This is a genomic window from Exiguobacterium sp. HSB13 (assembly GCF_056764755.1).
In genome coordinates this window covers 14561-32535 of the sequence record NZ_JBUZOM010000003.1, presented here as the reverse complement: position 1 = coordinate 32535, position 17975 = coordinate 14561, and the positions used below count along the sequence as shown (strand labels likewise).

The 17975-nt window shown below is 48.6% G+C and carries 16 protein-coding genes and 1 riboswitch; of the genes, 4 read left to right on the top strand and 12 right to left on the bottom strand.

Features of this window, described 5'->3' with window-relative positions; genetic code table 11:
- Positions 1-33: 33 nt before the first annotated feature.
- From ACZGCQ_RS13740 to ACZGCQ_RS13700, 9 genes are all read right to left on the bottom strand, one after another.
- A complete protein-coding gene (locus tag ACZGCQ_RS13740; RefSeq protein WP_481266605.1) occupies positions 34-1470 on the bottom strand; it encodes a hypothetical protein in 1437 nt (478 codons plus the stop codon).
- Positions 1407-2324 (bottom strand): FTR1 family iron permease, encoded by a 918-nt coding sequence (locus ACZGCQ_RS13735; RefSeq protein WP_214729915.1) that lies wholly within the window; start codon positions 2322-2324, stop codon positions 1407-1409. Before ACZGCQ_RS13735 ends, ACZGCQ_RS13740 begins: the two co-directional genes overlap by 64 nt.
- 12 nt (positions 2325-2336) lie before the next feature.
- Positions 2337-3071, bottom strand: a complete 735-nt coding sequence (locus ACZGCQ_RS13730; protein ID WP_235515952.1) for a hypothetical protein — start codon at positions 3069-3071, stop codon at positions 2337-2339.
- Positions 3068-3796, bottom strand: a complete 729-nt coding sequence (locus ACZGCQ_RS13725; protein WP_481266604.1) for a glycosyltransferase family 2 protein — start codon at positions 3794-3796, stop codon at positions 3068-3070. Before ACZGCQ_RS13725 ends, ACZGCQ_RS13730 begins: the two co-directional genes overlap by 4 nt.
- Entirely contained in the window at positions 3793-5229 is a 1437-nt protein-coding gene (locus tag ACZGCQ_RS13720) for an alkaline phosphatase family protein (protein ID WP_481266603.1), read from the bottom strand. Before ACZGCQ_RS13720 ends, ACZGCQ_RS13725 begins: the two co-directional genes overlap by 4 nt.
- On the bottom strand, positions 5226-6080 hold the full coding sequence (locus tag ACZGCQ_RS13715; protein WP_481266602.1) for a lysylphosphatidylglycerol synthase domain-containing protein: 855 nt from the start codon (positions 6078-6080) through the stop codon (positions 5226-5228). The genes ACZGCQ_RS13720 and ACZGCQ_RS13715 overlap by 4 nt, the downstream gene beginning before the upstream one ends.
- Positions 6062-6973 (bottom strand): NAD-dependent epimerase/dehydratase family protein, encoded by a 912-nt coding sequence (locus ACZGCQ_RS13710; protein ID WP_481266601.1) that lies wholly within the window; start codon positions 6971-6973, stop codon positions 6062-6064. The genes ACZGCQ_RS13715 and ACZGCQ_RS13710 overlap by 19 nt, the downstream gene beginning before the upstream one ends.
- A gap of 26 nt (positions 6974-6999) precedes the next feature.
- The gene (locus ACZGCQ_RS13705; RefSeq protein ID WP_481266600.1) at positions 7000-8184 is read right to left on the bottom strand and encodes a hypothetical protein; all 1185 of its coding nucleotides are present in this window, start codon (positions 8182-8184) and stop codon (positions 7000-7002) included.
- A gap of 155 nt (positions 8185-8339) precedes the next feature.
- Complete coding sequence (locus ACZGCQ_RS13700; RefSeq protein ID WP_023469644.1) at positions 8340-8867, bottom strand: type III secretion system chaperone family protein; 528 nt, start codon at positions 8865-8867, stop codon at positions 8340-8342.
- A 200-nt stretch (positions 8868-9067) separates the two neighbouring features.
- On the opposite strand from ACZGCQ_RS13700, the gene ACZGCQ_RS13695 reads away from it, so the two are divergent.
- The 3 genes from ACZGCQ_RS13695 to ACZGCQ_RS13685 all read left to right on the top strand — a co-directional run bounded on the left by ACZGCQ_RS13695 (position 9068) and on the right by ACZGCQ_RS13685 (position 13695).
- Positions 9068-11521, top strand: coding sequence for a CoA-disulfide reductase (locus tag ACZGCQ_RS13695; RefSeq protein WP_481266599.1), 2454 nt, complete (start codon positions 9068-9070; stop codon positions 11519-11521).
- 181 nt (positions 11522-11702) lie between these two features.
- Positions 11703-13148 carry an alanine/glycine:cation symporter family protein gene (locus ACZGCQ_RS13690; protein WP_481266598.1) on the top strand — a complete coding sequence of 482 codons (1446 nt, stop codon included), beginning with the start codon at positions 11703-11705 and terminating at the stop codon, positions 13146-13148.
- Positions 13149-13233: 85 nt separating this feature from the next.
- Complete coding sequence (locus ACZGCQ_RS13685; protein ID WP_029342856.1) at positions 13234-13695, top strand: hypothetical protein; 462 nt, start codon at positions 13234-13236, stop codon at positions 13693-13695.
- A gap of 343 nt (positions 13696-14038) precedes the next feature.
- On the opposite strand, the gene ACZGCQ_RS13680 is transcribed toward ACZGCQ_RS13685, so the two are convergent.
- The gene (locus ACZGCQ_RS13680) at positions 14039-14851 is read right to left on the bottom strand and encodes an aldo/keto reductase (RefSeq protein WP_029342855.1); all 813 of its coding nucleotides are present in this window, start codon (positions 14849-14851) and stop codon (positions 14039-14041) included.
- A gap of 157 nt (positions 14852-15008) precedes the next feature.
- On the opposite strand from ACZGCQ_RS13680, the gene ACZGCQ_RS13675 reads away from it, so the two are divergent.
- Positions 15009-15212, top strand: a complete 204-nt coding sequence (locus ACZGCQ_RS13675) for a hypothetical protein (protein WP_023469639.1) — start codon at positions 15009-15011, stop codon at positions 15210-15212.
- A gap of 43 nt (positions 15213-15255) precedes the next feature.
- Here the strand turns inward: ACZGCQ_RS13675 and ACZGCQ_RS13670 are convergent, their stop codons facing one another.
- Complete coding sequence (locus tag ACZGCQ_RS13670; protein ID WP_481266597.1) at positions 15256-16566, bottom strand: Na+/H+ antiporter NhaC family protein; 1311 nt, start codon at positions 16564-16566, stop codon at positions 15256-15258.
- An 81-nt stretch (positions 16567-16647) separates the two neighbouring features.
- A riboswitch (SAM riboswitch) is annotated at positions 16648-16752 on the bottom strand.
- A 69-nt stretch (positions 16753-16821) separates the two neighbouring features.
- On the bottom strand, positions 16822-17835 hold the full coding sequence (locus ACZGCQ_RS13665) for a metal ABC transporter solute-binding protein, Zn/Mn family (protein WP_481266596.1): 1014 nt from the start codon (positions 17833-17835) through the stop codon (positions 16822-16824).
- Positions 17836-17975 lie beyond the last annotated feature (140 nt).

Here is a 17975-nt window from a genome sequence, read left to right as displayed (position 1 = left end):
GACATGGTTTTTCGTATGCATGCAGTTGTGTCATCAAGGCGTTAGTTGATACAGCATCGCTTGCGCGTCTTCCGGTTCGTAGCGGGCATCACTCGTGAAGCGAACGATTTGTTTGACGTTTGGTCGCACGCCTTGAGCGTGGAGGCGCTCGAGCAATCGACCGGTCACGTAACTCTGATCGGATTTTGGTTCTGCGTTCCATTTACTGATTGATCCGATCGGAACGATTGCGGCATCCGGTCGTTCGGACTGGAATTGGCGAGCTTCCTCGTCGGTAAAGACTGTCGCGCCGATTGGAAGAGTCGCTACGTAACGAGCCAGTTCAATCGTCGCCGGGGGACGCGTGGCTTGATCGTTCAATGCGAGGCTACCGATCGTCAACTGAACGACTAAAAATGGTAGATACATCTGCAACGGAAGCTGACGGATCAACCAGATGAGTAGCAATAGGACAAGCGGTAAGACATGACGGGGTTTATCGATGTTTTGTCCGAGCCAGACCCAGACGAAATAGAGTCCAGCCGTCGCTCCCCAAGCGACATCGACCGTCCAACGTTTCCGTAAGAATAGCAGCAGTCCTGATACTAGCCCGATCCACGTGCCATAACCGATCCCATGCCAGAAGAGTTGCTGAAGTGTTTGAACGAATCGTTGGAGGATGGATGCATCATCGGTCTGAGCAGAACCACCCCAATCGGAAAAATGACCGCTGACGAAACGGAGTGACAATTGAAGAAACGAATAGGGTCCACCGACGGAAAAGGCGACCGGGAGCAACCAAGCCAGTTGCGCCAGAACAAGGAGCGCACATTCGGATAAGAGTTGCCAGTAATCCTTTCGTACTTGCCACAGCAAGACAAGCAACATGAAACCAAACGGCGCATAGGACAGTCGAGTCGCCATCAGTAAACCGAACAGAAGATACGGAAGCCAGCGACGAATCTGATGTCGGGCGCGTTCGATGCTCCAGCCGTACCAAACGAGTAGTCCGAGGGCGAGTCCATCTGACATCCCGGTTGCAGCGAACGTCACGAGTGAGGCAGTGGAGAGAACGGTAAAGGCAGCGATCAGCCGCGTCGTATCATATGCATGACGGCTGAACAGCAAGTAGAGTGGCAAGAGGGCACTGGCTAGTCCTAATGTGGAGACGAGTCCAAGTGCTTTGACAGGTATCATCAGTGGCAGAAACAGATTGGCAAATAAGATGAAAAAAGGATAACCCGGAAAATGCGGGCGTAAATCAGCCAAATCATAATCAGTCACAGCGAGCGTGAAGTTCGCGATATCGTAGCTCGCGATGAATGGACTGACGTAGGCAATCCGCAAACTGATCCAGCCACCGATGAATAGCAACGTGATCCAAAAAAGCGATCGTCCACGCGGACGTGAACGATCGCTTCGGACGGTCAAGAAACCTCCTGTAAGGACTTCGATGACTTCGATGGTTTGTTTTGACGGAGCAACATCCAACCAGCAAAGGCGAAATAACCCCACCAAGCGATGACTTGTTCGAGCGATGGGTTATGACTGTATCCGAACATTGCACCCATGAACGTTCCGATCTGTCCACTGATCAATGTCGAGTTTCCTGTATCACGCAAGTATTGTACCTGATCGATGTAGTGCTCCGGCATGAAGCCGACGATGTTATATACAGCAGCTGGTGTGCCGTCAGCATTCATCAGGAGACTACCGAGCAAACCAAGATCTTGGAAGCGTCCAATCGTTTGGACGAGCATGCCGGCTGCGATGAAGAGAATTAATACGCCCGTTACTTGGAAGAAGCGTTTGACGGGAATCTTCATTGAGCCGGAAACGAATAAGTATCCGAAGATCAAGGCGAGTAACAGACCAGAAACCGCACCGTAACTCGTTAGGACTTTTTCGATTTCCCCACCTGAGATGGCAGCGAAGAAGAAGACTGTCTCAATTCCTTCTCGAACGATGACGAGGAAGGAGTGGATGATCATCGTGATCGCACTACCCGTCGAGACGGCAGCGGCGACCTTCGCTTGGGAGGCTTTTTGATTCTCTTTCGCTTCCTTCCCCATCCAGAGGACCATGTGTGTCAAGAGCAGGACGGAGACCATCATGATGCCGAGACGGAGATACGTATCGCTTCCGAAGCTCGCAAAACTCGTAAAGACGACTTGGAACAGGAATGCGACACCAAGGCTAGCGAGAAGTGCTAACCCGACACCTGCGTAGACCCACTTTTTATATTGTGGAGCGTTCAATCGATCGAGATAACCTAAGATCAACCCAACGATGAGAACAGCCTCGAGACACTCCCGAAGTGTAATCAAAAACGCTTGAAAATCCATCTGTCTTCCTCCTTATGAGCGGCGTTTCTTCTTCCATTGACCAATGACGACGATGACGATGAGTACGATGACGAGTCCGAGCGCAATCAATTTCCAAATCGCGTCCGTTCCGAACGTTTGACCGAGGAAGGAGTCTTCTTCCGTGAAGACGCCTGTTTTTTCTTCACCCGGCAGGACGAAAAGAGGCGTCAACGTATCTTCGATCATCGTAATGTTTTTCTTGAAGGATTCTTCATCACTCGCTTTTTTCCCGACCCCAAACAGGCCAGGATTTCCGAGTGCCTTTAATGATTCATCAAATGCAGTATACACGTCATCGGATGTTTGTGCATCCTTGCTTTCCTTAACGTAAGGTGCGAGCACATCATACGTGCCGCGGGCTTTCGCGAGTAAGAGTTTCGCTTGACCGAAGTCCTCGAACTGCTCTTCAGCAAAGTGCAGGCGACGTTCGATATTTTGACGGAGAGCGACACGATACGCTTGCTTTGCAGCCTCGGCATCTTCTTGTTCGAGAGCCGTGTCGATCTTCGCTTTCGCTTCAGGGAAATACAGTTTGAATTCTTTATCATAGGCGGCAAGCGTCTCTTTCGCAAGCGCGTAATCCTTGGCATCGAGTTGTTCTTCAAATTGTTTATACGCTTCCGCAAAAGCTTCCTTTCCTGGGTCTCCGTAACTATAAGCGGAAACCGTGGAAGTGCTCACGAACAGTGAGAGCAGGAGGAGCGGTAGCAAAAGAAGGCGTTTCATCCGAGGTGCTCCTTTCGTTCCATGCGTTCTTCAACGCTAAGCTTTGTAATCGGTCGTCGCCACTCCCGGTAAATCGCTGGGAGGACACGTTGGACATAATTCAGACGGATAAAGGACTTTCCTGCTTCCCGGACCCGGTAACGAATCGGGACTTCGTGAAGGCGGAAACCTTTCCGGACGAGATTGAGGGTTAAGACTTGCGCATAGTTATAATCGTGAATGATCTCAGCATGGTGACACGCTGCGCGCGAAAAAGCACGCATCCCGCTTTGACCATCATAGATTTTACGTTTCAATAAAAGGCATTGCAACCACGTGAAGACATGATTACCGATATAACGATAAAGTCGCATCCCGTCGACGGTACCGAGGAAGCGTGAGCCAAAGACATAATCTGCTTGGTCATCGAGGATCGGTCGGACGATATCCGGAATTTGATCGGCAGGGTATTCGTTATCGGCATCAATCATGACGGCCACATCAGCACCGAGTTCATAGGACTGGCGGAGTCCTTCCCGGACTGCGGCGCCGAGTCCTTGATTCTGCTCGAACCGATAGACATGTGCGCCGTGTTGACGCGCAATCGAACTCGTCGCATCCACTGAGCCATCGTCGATGACGAGGGTCTCGACCGGAATGCCGTCAATCATATCCGGGATTCGTTTTAAGACGAGCGGAAGTGACACTTCTTCATTGTGTGCTGGTAAAAAGACGATGATCTTCATTTAGACGTCGCCTCCTTGAAAGCTTCTGTCAGCAGCACACCACGGCTATCGTGCGGGATGTCTGCCCCTAGGACTTTGGTGATCGTCGGTCCGAGTGACAAGATATGGCGGTGCGTATCCACTTTCAGACCGGCATGAACGTTCTTGCCATACATCCAGAACGGAACGAACCGTTCGCCTTCATCCAAGTGACCGTGTCCACCGATTCCGTCCGCTTGACCGTGATCCGCCATGACGATGAGTGTCGCATCCTCGAGTTTACCAAGACGATCAAGTTCCTCACAAAACTCGGCAAGGAGTGCATCCGCTTCCTCGATTTTTTCGACATACTCGGAATAGAGGGTGCCTCGACTGTGTCCCGTTTGATCCGTTCCGATCAGCTGGATTGCGAGTAGATCCGGATCCTCTTCATGGACGATTTGTTTCGCACGCTCTACGATATTTCGATCCGCGACATCGTTATGCATGACTGCCGTGACGGTCCGTACATCGGTTGAACCGAACGCATCGACGAGGTGAGCGATACCAAGAATCTTACCGGATTTATCGACGGCACGGAGACGGTCGAAGACGGTATCCGTTTTAACGCCGGTCGTGTTCCAGACCATGTTCGAATGAATGCCGTGATCTTCTGGGCGAGCACCGGTGAACATCGAACTGAAGCAGACGACGGTCCGGGCGGGGTAGACCGTTTCCATATTCGTATATTCCGTTCCTTCCTGACGCAATCGTTCGAGGAACGGTGTGTTTGCTGCCATGTAGCGATCTTTGCGCATCCCGTCGACAATCAGGACATAGACTTTTTCTGAAGTCGGAAGTGTCGCGTCCGTCGTTAATGCTTCTGGTAACTTCGGTTTCCAGTCGAACAGGTAGTGATGCAGAATCCATGCAAAGATGAATAGACCAATTGGGAACCAGACGAATGTCATGTCGAGTGTCGACGCGTCACTTGCCGTCCACCAGTACATGAGCAACAGAGCAACTTTAGGCAGTTGCTCCTGCGCGTTACCACTTGTCGAATCACTATTCTTCAGAACGAGTTTCCAAAAACGCGTGAAGTTCGTCCAGCGCGTTCCGATCCGGAGATGATAATAGATCGTCCCCCAGAAAAAGATCGTGAAGAAGAAATAGAGACCCGCGCCATAGGCGAACAAAGGTAAATAATCTACATTCGTACTCCGAAGGAACAGCCAAACGATGACCGGAATCCAAAGGTAATTTCGTAAAAATAACGGAAAATCATAACGCCAAAGCAAGATAAATAAAGGAAGCGTCACGATGAAACCAAGACCAGCTTCTGCGAGAGGCATCTGCGTCCATAAGGCGTACGTCAAGAAGACGCCGATCGTAAAAATGGGTGTGAAGGGTTTTCCTTCATTGAGTAAGTTCCAGGCGCGTGCTGCGACTTTTTCAAAGCGAGAAGCACTTTTCATCGTCTTCCTCCTTTCCAATCAGTGTATTTGAGCTGACGAACCAACAACCGAAGTGTAGCCGGATGCCGAATGAGAACGTACAGCGGGATGAGAAAAGCAAAGGCATATTTAAAGAAGTGCGTCATCAAGGCAACGTCGTACGCATGAGCAACACCGGCTTGCCGTAACACCGTGCCCATCGCGAGTTCGTACGTTCCGAGTCCACCCGGCGTGAACTGAATCACACCGGACAGGACACCTGCACTCATCGCGATCAATGTCGTCGGGAAGGACACATCGATACCTGCTCCGTGCAAGAGGAGGAAGACGGCGAGTGCCTCGACGGCCCAAGCGAGCGTTCCGAACAGGACGAGCGCTGGGAGATGCGGGACATGTCGGCGTAACACGAGTAATAACGCGGTCGCAAGGAGCGCGACGAGCAAGACGATTGTGTGAAACAACCAACCAATCAGAATGAAGGTGCACAGAACGATCAAGTCAATGCTTCGTTGTAAGACGAAGATCGCGCTCGTCTGTTTCCATGGACTTCCGACGGCTCTTGCTGTCACGAGTCGGATCATCTCTCCGAGCTTGACCGGTGAGAGGTGATTGATCGTCAGTCCGAGATACAGGCTCGACAGGTACACGGCAGTCGGTGCACGTTTGGCATCGGCGCGGCGCCAGGCGACCGCGCGTAAATAAAAGGCGATCGCATACGTCAAGGTCGCAAGGATCGTCCAGGGACTCTTGAATAAAGCTTCGATATACCGATAAGAGACCGGTAACTCCAAGAAAAAACGGAGCAGTAAAAAGATGACAAGCCCGGTAAGCGTCAGGTACAGAAACGTTCGGATTAGCGGTTTTGATGCCACGCGATCACCTGCTCCAGTCCAACATCAATCTCGATTGACGGTTGGTAACCGAAGGCTTCCTGTGCCGCCGTCGTATCACTCCATGTCATCGTCACGTCCCCGCGCCGTGCAGCCTGAGTATGCACGGGAACATCGAACCGTTGACCAATCCGTTCAGCTAGCGTGCGGACGGAGACCGGCTGATTCGCGCCGAGGTTATACGTCCCGACTGCACGAGCTAGCAACGCCTGTTCCATTCCGCGGGTGATGTCATCGATATACGTGAAGTCACGGATCGGATCACCGAAGACGGTGAGTGCCTCTCCGCGCAATGCCTGTTCGATGAATCGAAACAGCGCCATATCGGGACGCCCCGATGGACCATAGACCGTAAAGAAGCGAAATAATGTCACGTTTACATCATATAAATGAGCATAAGCATGGCAAAAGCTTTCGGCACTATACTTGGCTGCCGCGTAAGGACTGGCGACGTGTCCCGTTGCCTGTTCCTCTTTCAGCGGCCCGGTCTGTTCCCCATAAACGGAAGAAGAAGACGCGAAAAAGACATGCGGCATGCCATGTCTTTTTGCGGCTTCTAACAAGGTCACCGTCATATCGATGTCCTCACGAATATAGTGATGCGGTTCTTCGAGCGAACGCGGAACACCTGGAAGAGCTGCGAGATGGAAGACAGCGTCGAACGATGTCTCCATCCAGGCGTCGAGATCGTGATGAACGTCACCCGTCGTCACGGTAACGCCGGCACGTCTTAATGCAGCTGCCCGTTCTTCTTTCAATTGGACATCATAGTAGTCCGTAAAGGCATCAAGGACATGGACGGTATGATGCTGCTGGAGCCGGAGGGCGAGGGCGGCGCCAATGAAGCCGGCACCTCCTGTGATTCCGATATTCATCTTATCCCTCCGTTTCCATTTCCTTCTTAGTTAAGTGGTTCGAGTGCGTCTGTGATCCGTTCGCCTGTCGTTTCAGCCTTGACGTCACCTTTTTCGACGAGTGCGAACCATTCGTTTGCGTCTTTTGCGACTTGTGCTGCTTTGTCTTTACCGAGACGGTTCTCAAGCGTCGGTTTCATCGCCACGACGAACATGTTCGCTTCCATTGCTTCTACACGTGCTGTATCGACGTCTTTCTTCTCGATCGCTTCTTGTGCTTCTTCATGATAACCGTCGACTTTTTCCGTCAACGCTTTTGCGAACAATCCTTCGATTTCTTTGTAAGAGACGTCAGCTGGCTTTGTTTTTGAGAAATCATAGCGCTCTTTCAGCGTTTTGACAGCTTCTTCGTCTCCGCCTGCTAATGATTCTTCGATCGCAAGGAGGAAACCATATCCTTCTGCTTGCTCCATTTGTAATTCTTTTTCGTCCGTACCTGCTTTTGCTCCATCCTCGATTTTTTGTGCATAACCGAGTGCAGCTAAATAGAAGGAACGATAAATTGATTTATCTGTCACTTGTTTTGCAACGTTGAAGTCACCGAGTTCTTTTGCGTCGATGGCTTCTTGCTGCGCTGCAAGACCTGATGTGATCGCTTGAGCGATGGCGTCTTCGTTTTTGAAGCCGTAACTCGCGTCGCGTTTTTCTGCAGTCGGGATGAAGACAGTCTTCGCCATTGCTTCGATATCCTTAAGTGCTTCTGTTGCAGCTTCTGGTTTACCGGCGACGAGTGCTTCTTCGGCTTTTGCTTGTGTTGCTTTTTGTAATTTATAGAAATACGATTGTAGACCTTTATCAACGAGTTGACGAGCGATGTTCTCATCGAGATCCTTCGCTTCCACACCTGCTAAAGCAGACTGGATGACTTGTTCGATTTCTGGTGCTGTCGTTTCGACACCACCTTTTAGTTTCGATTCATAACTTGTCGTGACCATCTTCCAATCGATTGCTTGTCCTTCTTTTGCTTTGTCGAGTTCTGTTTTGATTGAGCTGAAGATCGTCAATTCATCTGTCAGTGTCGTTGCAGCAATCCCCGCATCTGCTGATTTTGTTTCGGTCGACTGTTCCGTTTTCTCTTTTTTCGGTGCAGTCGTATCCGTTTCATTCGAACCGCAGGCAGCCAAGATACCAGCTACCATGAAGATAGAAGCTACTTTTAAACGTTTTTTCATAATCGTGATTCCCCCAGAAGAATTAATAAGACGTTTTCCGTCATGTAGTCGTTTTCACAAATCTAACTATAGCGAGAATAATTCTCATTGTCAATTGAACTTTAAAGAAAAAAACGGCTTCGGAGCAGGGCTCCAAAGCCGTTTTAAATGAGAAATTAGAACTGTTCGTACAGTTTTGTCAAATACGTGTAGACTTCGTCTGATGCTTGGAACATCATGACAGAATGTCCGAAGATCGCAGCTGGGTTGAAGCCATGATCGAGATCGATCGTTGATGCGATCGTGACATCACGGTCGCTATCGAGAACGACGCGGAAGTATTTGAACTCTTGGTTGAAGTCGTTGATGGCGTTAAGGATCGGGAGATCCTCGACACCGTCTGGTACGTGTGTCACCGTACGAGCGAACAACTCGACATCTGTCGTCGTTTTACTGAAGACGATCATCATCATCGGTTCTGCTCCAGCAGGTGTTTTTTCTTGTGTCATGAAGAAGACGTGTGTCTCATTTTCACGCGCTTCCATTGGAATCCCTTTTTCCACGAGGAAAGCTTGGAAAGCTTCCAAGTGTTGTTGCTGTTGTGGTGCGATTCCTTGTTCGTTTGTTTCGGGTTGACGATCTTGGTGAATCGGTGTCACTTTATTATTCTCGTTTGATTCGTTCGAGTTACGTTCCTGGTCCATTGCAAAATCCCCCTTTATATACTATAAGTTCAGTTTCAAGCATTTCAGAAGGAATTGCAACTAATGTCCGTTAAGATAGGAAGAAAATACAAAAGAGCAGAGATATGTCTTGTTTGTGAATTTGCGAGCAATTGACTTGAAATGACATACCTAACAGGGTATATTAGGTGACAGATAGAAACTCAAGGAGGAATCATCAGATGAAAACGATCATCGTAGGTGGCGTCGCAGGTGGCGCTACGGCAGCAGCACGACTGCGGCGGATTGACGAAACGGCAGAAATCATTTTGCTTGAACGGGGAAAAGAGATTTCGTTCGCGAACTGTGGACTGCCTTACTACATCGGAGACGTTATCAAGGATCGCAATAAATTACTCGTCCAAACGCCGGAAGGCATGCACGCACGGTTTAATTTAGATGTCCGTAATTTGTCGGAAGCGATTCGGATTAACCGTGAAGCGAAGACGGTCACGATCCGCAACGTCGAAACGGGTGAAGAATACGATGAATCGTACGATCATCTGATTCTTTCTCCAGGCGCAAAACCGATTCGTCCAAACATTCCAGGACTTGAAGAAGCAACGAACGTCTTTACATTACGGAACATTCCAGATACGGACCGGATGCGGGAATACGTTGATACGACGCGTCCAGAGCGAGCAGTCGTCATCGGTGGAGGATTCATCGGTCTTGAAATGGCAGAAAACCTCGTCGAACGTGGGACGCACGTCAACCTCGTCGAGATGGCGGATCAAGTCATGGCTCCGGTCGACCCAGAAATGGCAGCAATCGTTCATGAACATCTTCGTGCGAAAGGCGTCGAGTTGATTCTAGAAGATGGCGTCGCTCGTTTTGAAGAGGCAGGTCGCCGCATCGTCCTGACAAGTGGACGCGTGATCGAAACCGAGATGAACATCCTATCGATTGGTGTTGCACCGGAGAGCACGCTCGCAGCAGATGCTGGTTTAACGCTTGGCATCAAACAGACGATTCAAGTCGACGATCAACTGCGGACATCCGATCCATCAATCTTTGCGATTGGCGACGCGATTGAAGTCAAAGATTATATCACGAAGGAAGCGACACACGTCCCGCTCGCATGGCCAGCAAACCGTCAAGGACGCCTCGTTGCTGACATCATTGCTGGACGCGACGTTCGTTACAGCGGCACGCTTGGAACAGCGGTCGCAAAAGTCTTCGACTTGACGGTCGCTTCGACTGGTAACAATGAAAAACGGTTACGCCAGCTCGGTCTACGTTATGAAGCGGTTCATCTCCATCCGGGATCGCATGCGGGGTATTACCCAGGAGCGAGTCCGATTTCGATGAAGCTGTTGTTTGATCCGATCGAAGGAACGATTTACGGCGCACAGGCAATCGGTATGACAGGTGTTGAGAAACGGATCGATGTCCTCGCGACAGCGATCAAAGGTGGATTGACAGTGCTTGATTTACCAGATCTTGAACTATCATATGCACCGCCATATAGTTCAGCAAAGGATCCGGTCAACATGGCAGGTTATATTGCGTCGAACATCGTGCTTGGTGACAGTAAGAACGTTCATTGGCACGAAATCGATGAAATTGTCGCCAACGGCGGTCTGTTACTTGATGTCCGTGAACCATCGGAAAACGAGTTAGGTTCGATTCCGGGATCGGTCAATATCTCGTTACCAACGTTACGTGAGAAGTTGGATGATCTACCGAAGAATCAAACGATCTATGTGACGTGCCAAGTCGGATTACGTGGATATGTAGCGAGTCAACTATTGCAACAACACGGTTATGATGTGAAAAACTTAAGTGGTGGCTACAAAACATGGTCGGTCGTGCATCGCGATCAAGAAGCGCGAAGCCAGGCAAAGGAGGAGACAGCTGTGACGGTAACGAAACGTGAGCCAAAAACGAAAACTGCACCGGAACAAGTGACGCTACTCGATACGTGCGGCTTACAGTGCCCAGGTCCAATCTTAGAGCTGAAAACAAAAATCGATCAGATGACGGACGGCGAGCAAATTTTCGTCAAGGCGTCAGACCCAGGATTCTTGCCAGACGTTCAAGCATGGGCGAAAAAACTAGGTCACACGGTCCATTCAGCGGAGATGAATCAGGGAGTCGTTGAGGTCATGCTTGAAAAAGGGCAAGGAGAGACACTAGCTCCAGCACCGGTTCAAGTCAATCCAGCAGATGATGCGACGATGGTCGTCTTCAGTGGTGATCTCGATAAAGCACTTGCGTCTTTTGTCATCGCGCAAGGTGCACAAGCGATGGGGAAACAAGTGACGATGTTCTTTACGTTCTGGGGCTTGAACATCATTCGAAAACCAGACGCACCGGCAGTTGAAAAAGCTGGTATTGAACGGATGATGGGCATGATGATGCCAAAGCATGCTGGGGAGTTACCACTCTCGAACATGAATATGGCAGGAGCCGGTCAAAAGATGATGAAAAAAGTCATGAAGGATAAACAAGTCGATGCGCTCGAGACGATGATGGCAAAAGCGCAAGCAGCGGGTGTACGGATGATCGCCTGCACGATGTCGATGGATATCATGGGCATCAAGAAAGAGGAATTACTGGATGATATCGATTACGGTGGTGTCGCGAGTTACCTTGGTGCAACGGATGGTGCTAACCTGAACTTGTTCATCTAATTCAAAAATGCTTGATAAAAACGTGTTAAACCTGACATCGGATGTGAGGTTTAACACGTTTTTTGTAGTCTGAAGTATAGATGAGTTTGATTTTTCAAAAAAAATTGCGTATGATAATTCACATGTGAAAAAAGTTTACATCTAAAAAGAGAAACTATGTGGTGGAAGTGGAGGGAATCGGATGGAGAAGCAGGTAATGGATGTAGTCAGTAGAATCAGTGACATGTTATGGACAAACGTACTGATCATCTTACTCGTCGGATTAGGCATTTATTTTACATTCCGGATGCGGTTCGTTCAATTCCGGATGATACCGGAGATGTTACGCTTACTGTTCCAAGGAACGGATAAAGGGAAAGATGGCGTGTCGCCATTCCAAGCATTTGCGATCAGTACGGCAGCACGTGTCGGTACTGGTAATATCGCAGGTGTCGCGACAGCGATCGCACTCGGTGGACCAGGAGCGGTCTTCTGGATGTGGTTGATTGCTTTGATCGGATCGGCATCGGCATTCGTCGAGAGTACACTCGCTCAAATTTATAAGGTACGTGATGATAAGGCGTGGCGTGGGGGCCCTGCCTATTATATGGAGAAAGCACTCGGTCAACGTTGGTTAGGGATCTTATTCAGTATCTTGATTACGATCTCATTCGGATTTGTTTTCAATTCCGTTCAATCGAATACGATCTCGCTTTCACTTCAAAATCAATACGGCTTTGATAAGACCTGGATTACGGTCGGACTGGTCGTGCTGACGGCACTCGTCATCTTTGGTGGCGTCCGTAGCATCGCAACTGTCGCGTCGTTCCTCGTACCAATCATGGCAGGTGGTTACATCCTGATCGCGCTCTACATCATGGCGACGAATCTTGAAGTACTGCCAAGTATTTTTAAATTGATCTTCCAAGAAGGTCTATTCGAATTCAAGACGCTCGCAGGTGGTGCAGTAGGGGCAGCGCTCTTGAACGGGATTCGCCGTGGATTGTTCTCGAACGAAGCCGGTATGGGTTCAGCGCCGAACGCAGCGGCAACAGCGGAAGTCTCTCACCCAGTCAAACAAGGATTGATTCAATCGTTTGCGGTCTTCGTTGATACATTGATGGTCTGTTCAGCGACAGCGATGATCGTTCTCGTCAGTGGAGTGGCAACAAAAGATGCTAGTGGTCAACCGGTAGCTGGGATCGACTTAGCACAAGGTGCGCTCGCATCACAAGTTGGATCACTCGCGACAGGATTCATGGTCGTCGCAATTTTCCTCTTTGCCTTTAGTTCCGTCGTCGGAAACTACTACTACGGTGAATCGAATATCAACTTCATCCGTGAAAATAAACAAGTCTTGATGGCATATCGTGTGCTCGTTCTCGTCATGATCGTCTTCGGTTCACTCGTTGAATCGGCGAACCTCGTGTGGGCTTTAGCAGATATCTTCATGGGGCTGATGGCGATCGTTAACTTGTACGCGATCTTCCGTCTTTCAAAAATCGCCAAACTGGCGCTCGAAGATTATGTCGGGCAACGAAAAGCTGGAAAAGAGCCACGATTCTATGCGGACTCGATTTCGAACTTGCCAGGGAAAGATACGCTTGAAGCATGGCAAGAATCAGAAAAAGACGAAAAAGCGATCTAAGGAGAGGGAGTCAGAGAAATCTGGCTCTTTTTTTGTATAGAACGAATTTAAAAAGGGAATACAGAGTACAGAAGGGAGGGGGAGAATGGAAAACGTACATTTCGTCCGCGTCACGGATGCGGTCTGGGAGTCGTTCGGAAACGATCCCCACATCATCATGGACTGGATTTTATTCATTCATGAGACACAACCCGATCATGAACAATTATTCGCTCTCGAACAGACGAATGCCATCTATCATTTGATGAATCAAATCGATATCTATATTGATCAAGACACACATTACAACCTGGGACGAGCCATCGTTGGCGAAGAGTTGATTGTCAATGAGGAGAAAGCGGCGATTGTCGGTATTCTGCCCTTGCCACTCCTCATCATCTCGGCTGAGGTGATGCGGAATTTTGATCAACGGGCACTCGCTTCGATTCATGATGAAGCCGGAACACCGGGCGAATTCGAGGATATCTGGGAACAGTTCGCCGATTTGCGTGCCTATTTTCAAAAGGCAGAAGAAGCGGAAGATACGATTTTGATTTATTATGTCTGATCAGCTTAAATCATAAAAAAAGAGACCCGCTTCTAAGTCATAGACTAGAAACGGGTCTCTCGTCGTTCAAATGAATCAAGAGGCTGACTTAAAAAAAGAATGACGCGTCTTTTCACGCCCTTTCCTCAGGCGAGACACAAGCCAATTTTCCTGCTTTATTCAAGCAGGAAAACGGGTCTTGCTTGTCTCTGACAGCGCAAAGATGCGCTTTTTCCTGTAGGAGTTGCGTGAAACGCGTCATTCTTTTTGTTACGAGATAGGGTGGCAGATCATCGTTCTGCCACCCCTCTCTTTGTGGAAACGGACTTTTGAGTCAGCCTCATCTTTTACGTGAATCGTCAAATTAAAAATCGATTTCGTCCGGATCTGGTCCAAGGCGGACGTCCGTTGCAATACGATCAATTTTCTCAAGATCATCGGCATCGAGTTGGAAATCAAAGACGTCGAAGTTTTCCGCAATGCGTGCTGGTGTGACAGATTTCGGAAGAGCGACGATGCCGTTGTCGAGGTGCCAACGTAAGACGACTTGTGAAGGTGTCTTGCCGTGTTTCTCTGCGATTTCCTTGAAATCGTTGATTTCGAGGAATTTCCCTTGCATGAGTGGACTCCATGCTTCGACTTGGATGTTGTGATCTTGCAAGTATTCATGCAATTCGTGTTGTGGCAATTGTGGATGCAACTCGACTTGGTTGATCATTGGTGCCATCAAGCCCTCTTCTGCCAATGTATCGAGGTGATGTTCTTTGAAGTTCGAGACACCGATCGCTTTGATCTTACCTGCTTCATACAGTTCAACCATTGCTTTCCACGCTTCGATATAGCCTTCGACCGGCCAGTGGATGAGATAAAGGTCAAGATAATCTGTTTCGAGACGTTCGAGCGATTCTGCGAATGCTTCCTTCGTCCGACCGGCACGAATATCATCGTTCCAGACTTTTGACGTTAAGAAGAGATCCTCACGTTTCACGCCGCTTTCCTTGATTCCTTTTGCGACACCGCGCTCGTTTTTATAGACAGCAGCCGTATCGATATGACGATAGCCGACACGTAGTGCTTCAGCGACAGCAGCTGGTGCTTCTGTTTCTTCGTCTACTTGCCAGACACCGAATCCGATTTGGGGAATCGTAATACCGTTTGAAAGTTTTGCGTATTGCATGTGTTACTCCTCCTCATAAAACGTAGTTTAGATTTGCTCGTTTAGTTTAGCATGAACGAACGAAGACGTCCGTTTCCATGCTCATGGAGGAATAAAATACGGTAAAATAGAAAAGAACCATGAGATTTAATCGTGTGTTAAAAGAGGGGGAGAAAAGATGGCTCAAAAGAATAAAAAGTTATCCAAATGTACTTGGCTTAGTATTGGCGCCTTGTTAGTAACGCAGGCAGTGGGTCTATTTCTTAGTGCGCGAAAATCAGGACGTAATCCATGGGTTTGGGGAGGCGCTGGACTTGTTCAATTCCCGCTTCCGGCAATTGCTTATTTAATCTTAGAACGACAAGCGAAGCAGAAAAAATAATAAAACAGGTCCAATCGTCGACGCGATTGGACCTGTTTTATGGTTACGAAGAAATTTTTTCTTGCTTCGTCGCTGTCTTCTTCATGCGTGGCAAGCCGAAGAAAATGGCGATTGATCCACAGACGAAGAGGAGGAATGGATAGAACAGATACGGAATCAGTTCAGGAGAAGCCGTTTTCGTCAATTCTGCTGCAATCAATAGTTGTGCTCCATACGGAATGATGCCTTGAATCCCACAAGAGAAGATATCAAGAATACTCGCTGATTTCTTGCGATCGACTTCATACGTATCGGCGATTTCAGCTGCCAGTGGTCCAGCGACGAGAATCGAGATCGTATTGTTTGCTGTCGCAAGATTCGTCGCACTGACGAGTGCCGCCATACTGAATTCGGCACCGCGACGCTGTGAAATCTTGCGTGTCAGCGTCTCTTTTAAGAAGGCGATTCCACCGTTGAACGTAATCAAGCTGACGAGACCACCCATGAGGAGCGTCAAAATGGAGATCTCCGCCATGCCCATCATTCCTTCAGACATCGAGAGGACGAAGCCACTCAAGCCGAAACTACCATCGATCATACCGATGATACCGGTTAGCAAAGTACCACCAATAAGGACAAGGATGACATTGACGCCAAATAGTGCAAGGACGATGACAGCAAGGTATGGAATCAACTTATAGAACTCAAATGCTTTTGCTTCGACGACGTCACCAGAACCAGACACGAATGCGAGCAAGATGACCGTCAAAATAGCAGCCGGTAGGACGATCATGAAGTTCGTCCGGAATTTATCACGCATGTTCGTTTTTTGGGTCCGGACGGCAGCAATCGTCGTATCCGAGATGAACGACAAGTTATCGCCGAACATCGATCCACCAACGACAGCAGCCGCTGCTATCGCAACGTTGATGCCTGTCGCTTCATGAATACCGAAGGCGATCGGCGCGAGTGCAGCAATCGTTCCAGTCGATGTTCCCATTGCCATCGAGATGAAGGCGGCAATGACGAACAGACCACTCATCAGGAGTGATGGAGGGAGGAACGTCAAAGCAGCATTGACGGTCGCATCGATGGCACCGATTGCTTCTGCCGTTCCAGAAAACGTACCGGCTAATAAGAAGATGAAGACCATGATCATGATATCGGGATTTCCGGCACCCGTTGCAATTCGTTCAACCGTTTGATTGATGGATCCTTTCGTCGTGATTGCAGCAAAGATCAAAGCGATCAATGCAGCGATGAGGATCGGGAATTTGTAAAAGTCGCCATAGAAGATCCCGGCTCCGATGAAGAGGACCAGGAATACGACGAGGGGAAGCAGTGCCCATTTGTTAGGCGTGATCGTTTCATTCATTGTTGACACCTCGTTTCTCAAAGATACAAAAAAAGACCCCTTCGCAAGAAAGAAGGAGGTCTTTATGAAATAAAGACGCTCTTCTTATCTCTCAAGCTTTCGCTTGCTGGATTTGGCACAGTACGAATCAAATCGTCCGCTGCCGAAACATCATTGGGCCAGTCCCTCCGTTTCTCGCGATAAAAAGAAGTCATTCAATTGTTGTAAAACACGTTTCTTACCGTACCGTATTGAGTAACGCGTGTCAACTGTACTTTACTGAAGTGCTTGTTTCAATGTTTGGACGTTTTCTTCCATCAACTTGAAATAAGAACTGTTTTGTTGTGCTTTCGTGACCGACTCTAGGTTATGAATCGTCACGGATTCAGCTCCGATTTCTTTTTGGATGACACGTGCGACCTTAGGTGAGACCGTCTCTTCGAACGCGACGTATTTCAAATCATGCATCCGTGCTTCTTTCACTAAAGCAGCCAGTTGCTTTTGTGACGGTTCATCGGAAGGAGAGATTCCCGCAATCGGTAGTTGCGTGAAACCATATCGTTCTGCGAGGTAACCGTATGCGGCATGTGTGACGAGAAGTTCTTTTTTTGATCCGTCAGCAACCGCTTGTTTGAATTGTTCGTCCAATTCATCTGCTTGCTGATCGAACGTTTTTAAGTTTTTCTCGAATGTTGCTTTGTCTTTTGGTACTTCTTTTGATAAGGCAGTTGTAATCGAGCGTGCCATTGCTTTCGCGTTGACAGGATCGAGCCAGACGTGTGGATCGTATTTTCCATGGTCATGACCCTCTTCTTCATGCGCATGTTCATCCGTTGCATGATCATCGTGCCCTTCTTCTTCGTGGGCATGTTCGTCTTCTGTATGCCCCTCTTCTTCATGTGCATGAAGTGTAGCATCCGATTCTAGTAAGTTGACATCTTTACTCGTCTCAATGAAGCGGACGTCTGTACCCTTTAGGCTCTCTTGAATTTTTTTCGAATACGGCTCAAGCGTCGTACCCGTTAAAAGGAACAAGTCTCCTTTAGCAATCTCAGTGAGTTGTTTTGATGTTGGTTCGTAAGAATGGGGATCCGCTCCAGGTGGGACAATCATTTTGACATTGACTTGATCGCCACCAATTTCGCGGGCGATAGCAGCCGTCGCAAACGTTGATGCGTAGACTTCTGTCTGTTTGCTATCTGAAGTCGATGAATCGGTATTTGATCCGCAAGCCGCGAGGACACTTGCACTCGCGAAGGCGACTGTTAAAGCAGGAATGATTTTTTTCATTATATGATACCTCCATTATTAAAACGTAACTATTCCGATTTGGACTTTCTCACTATAGCGGAACACCGATGAAGCGTCAAGTACGAATACCAAGACGTTCGACTTCTTTTAAAACGGGGTAAAAGGATAATAAAGTGAAG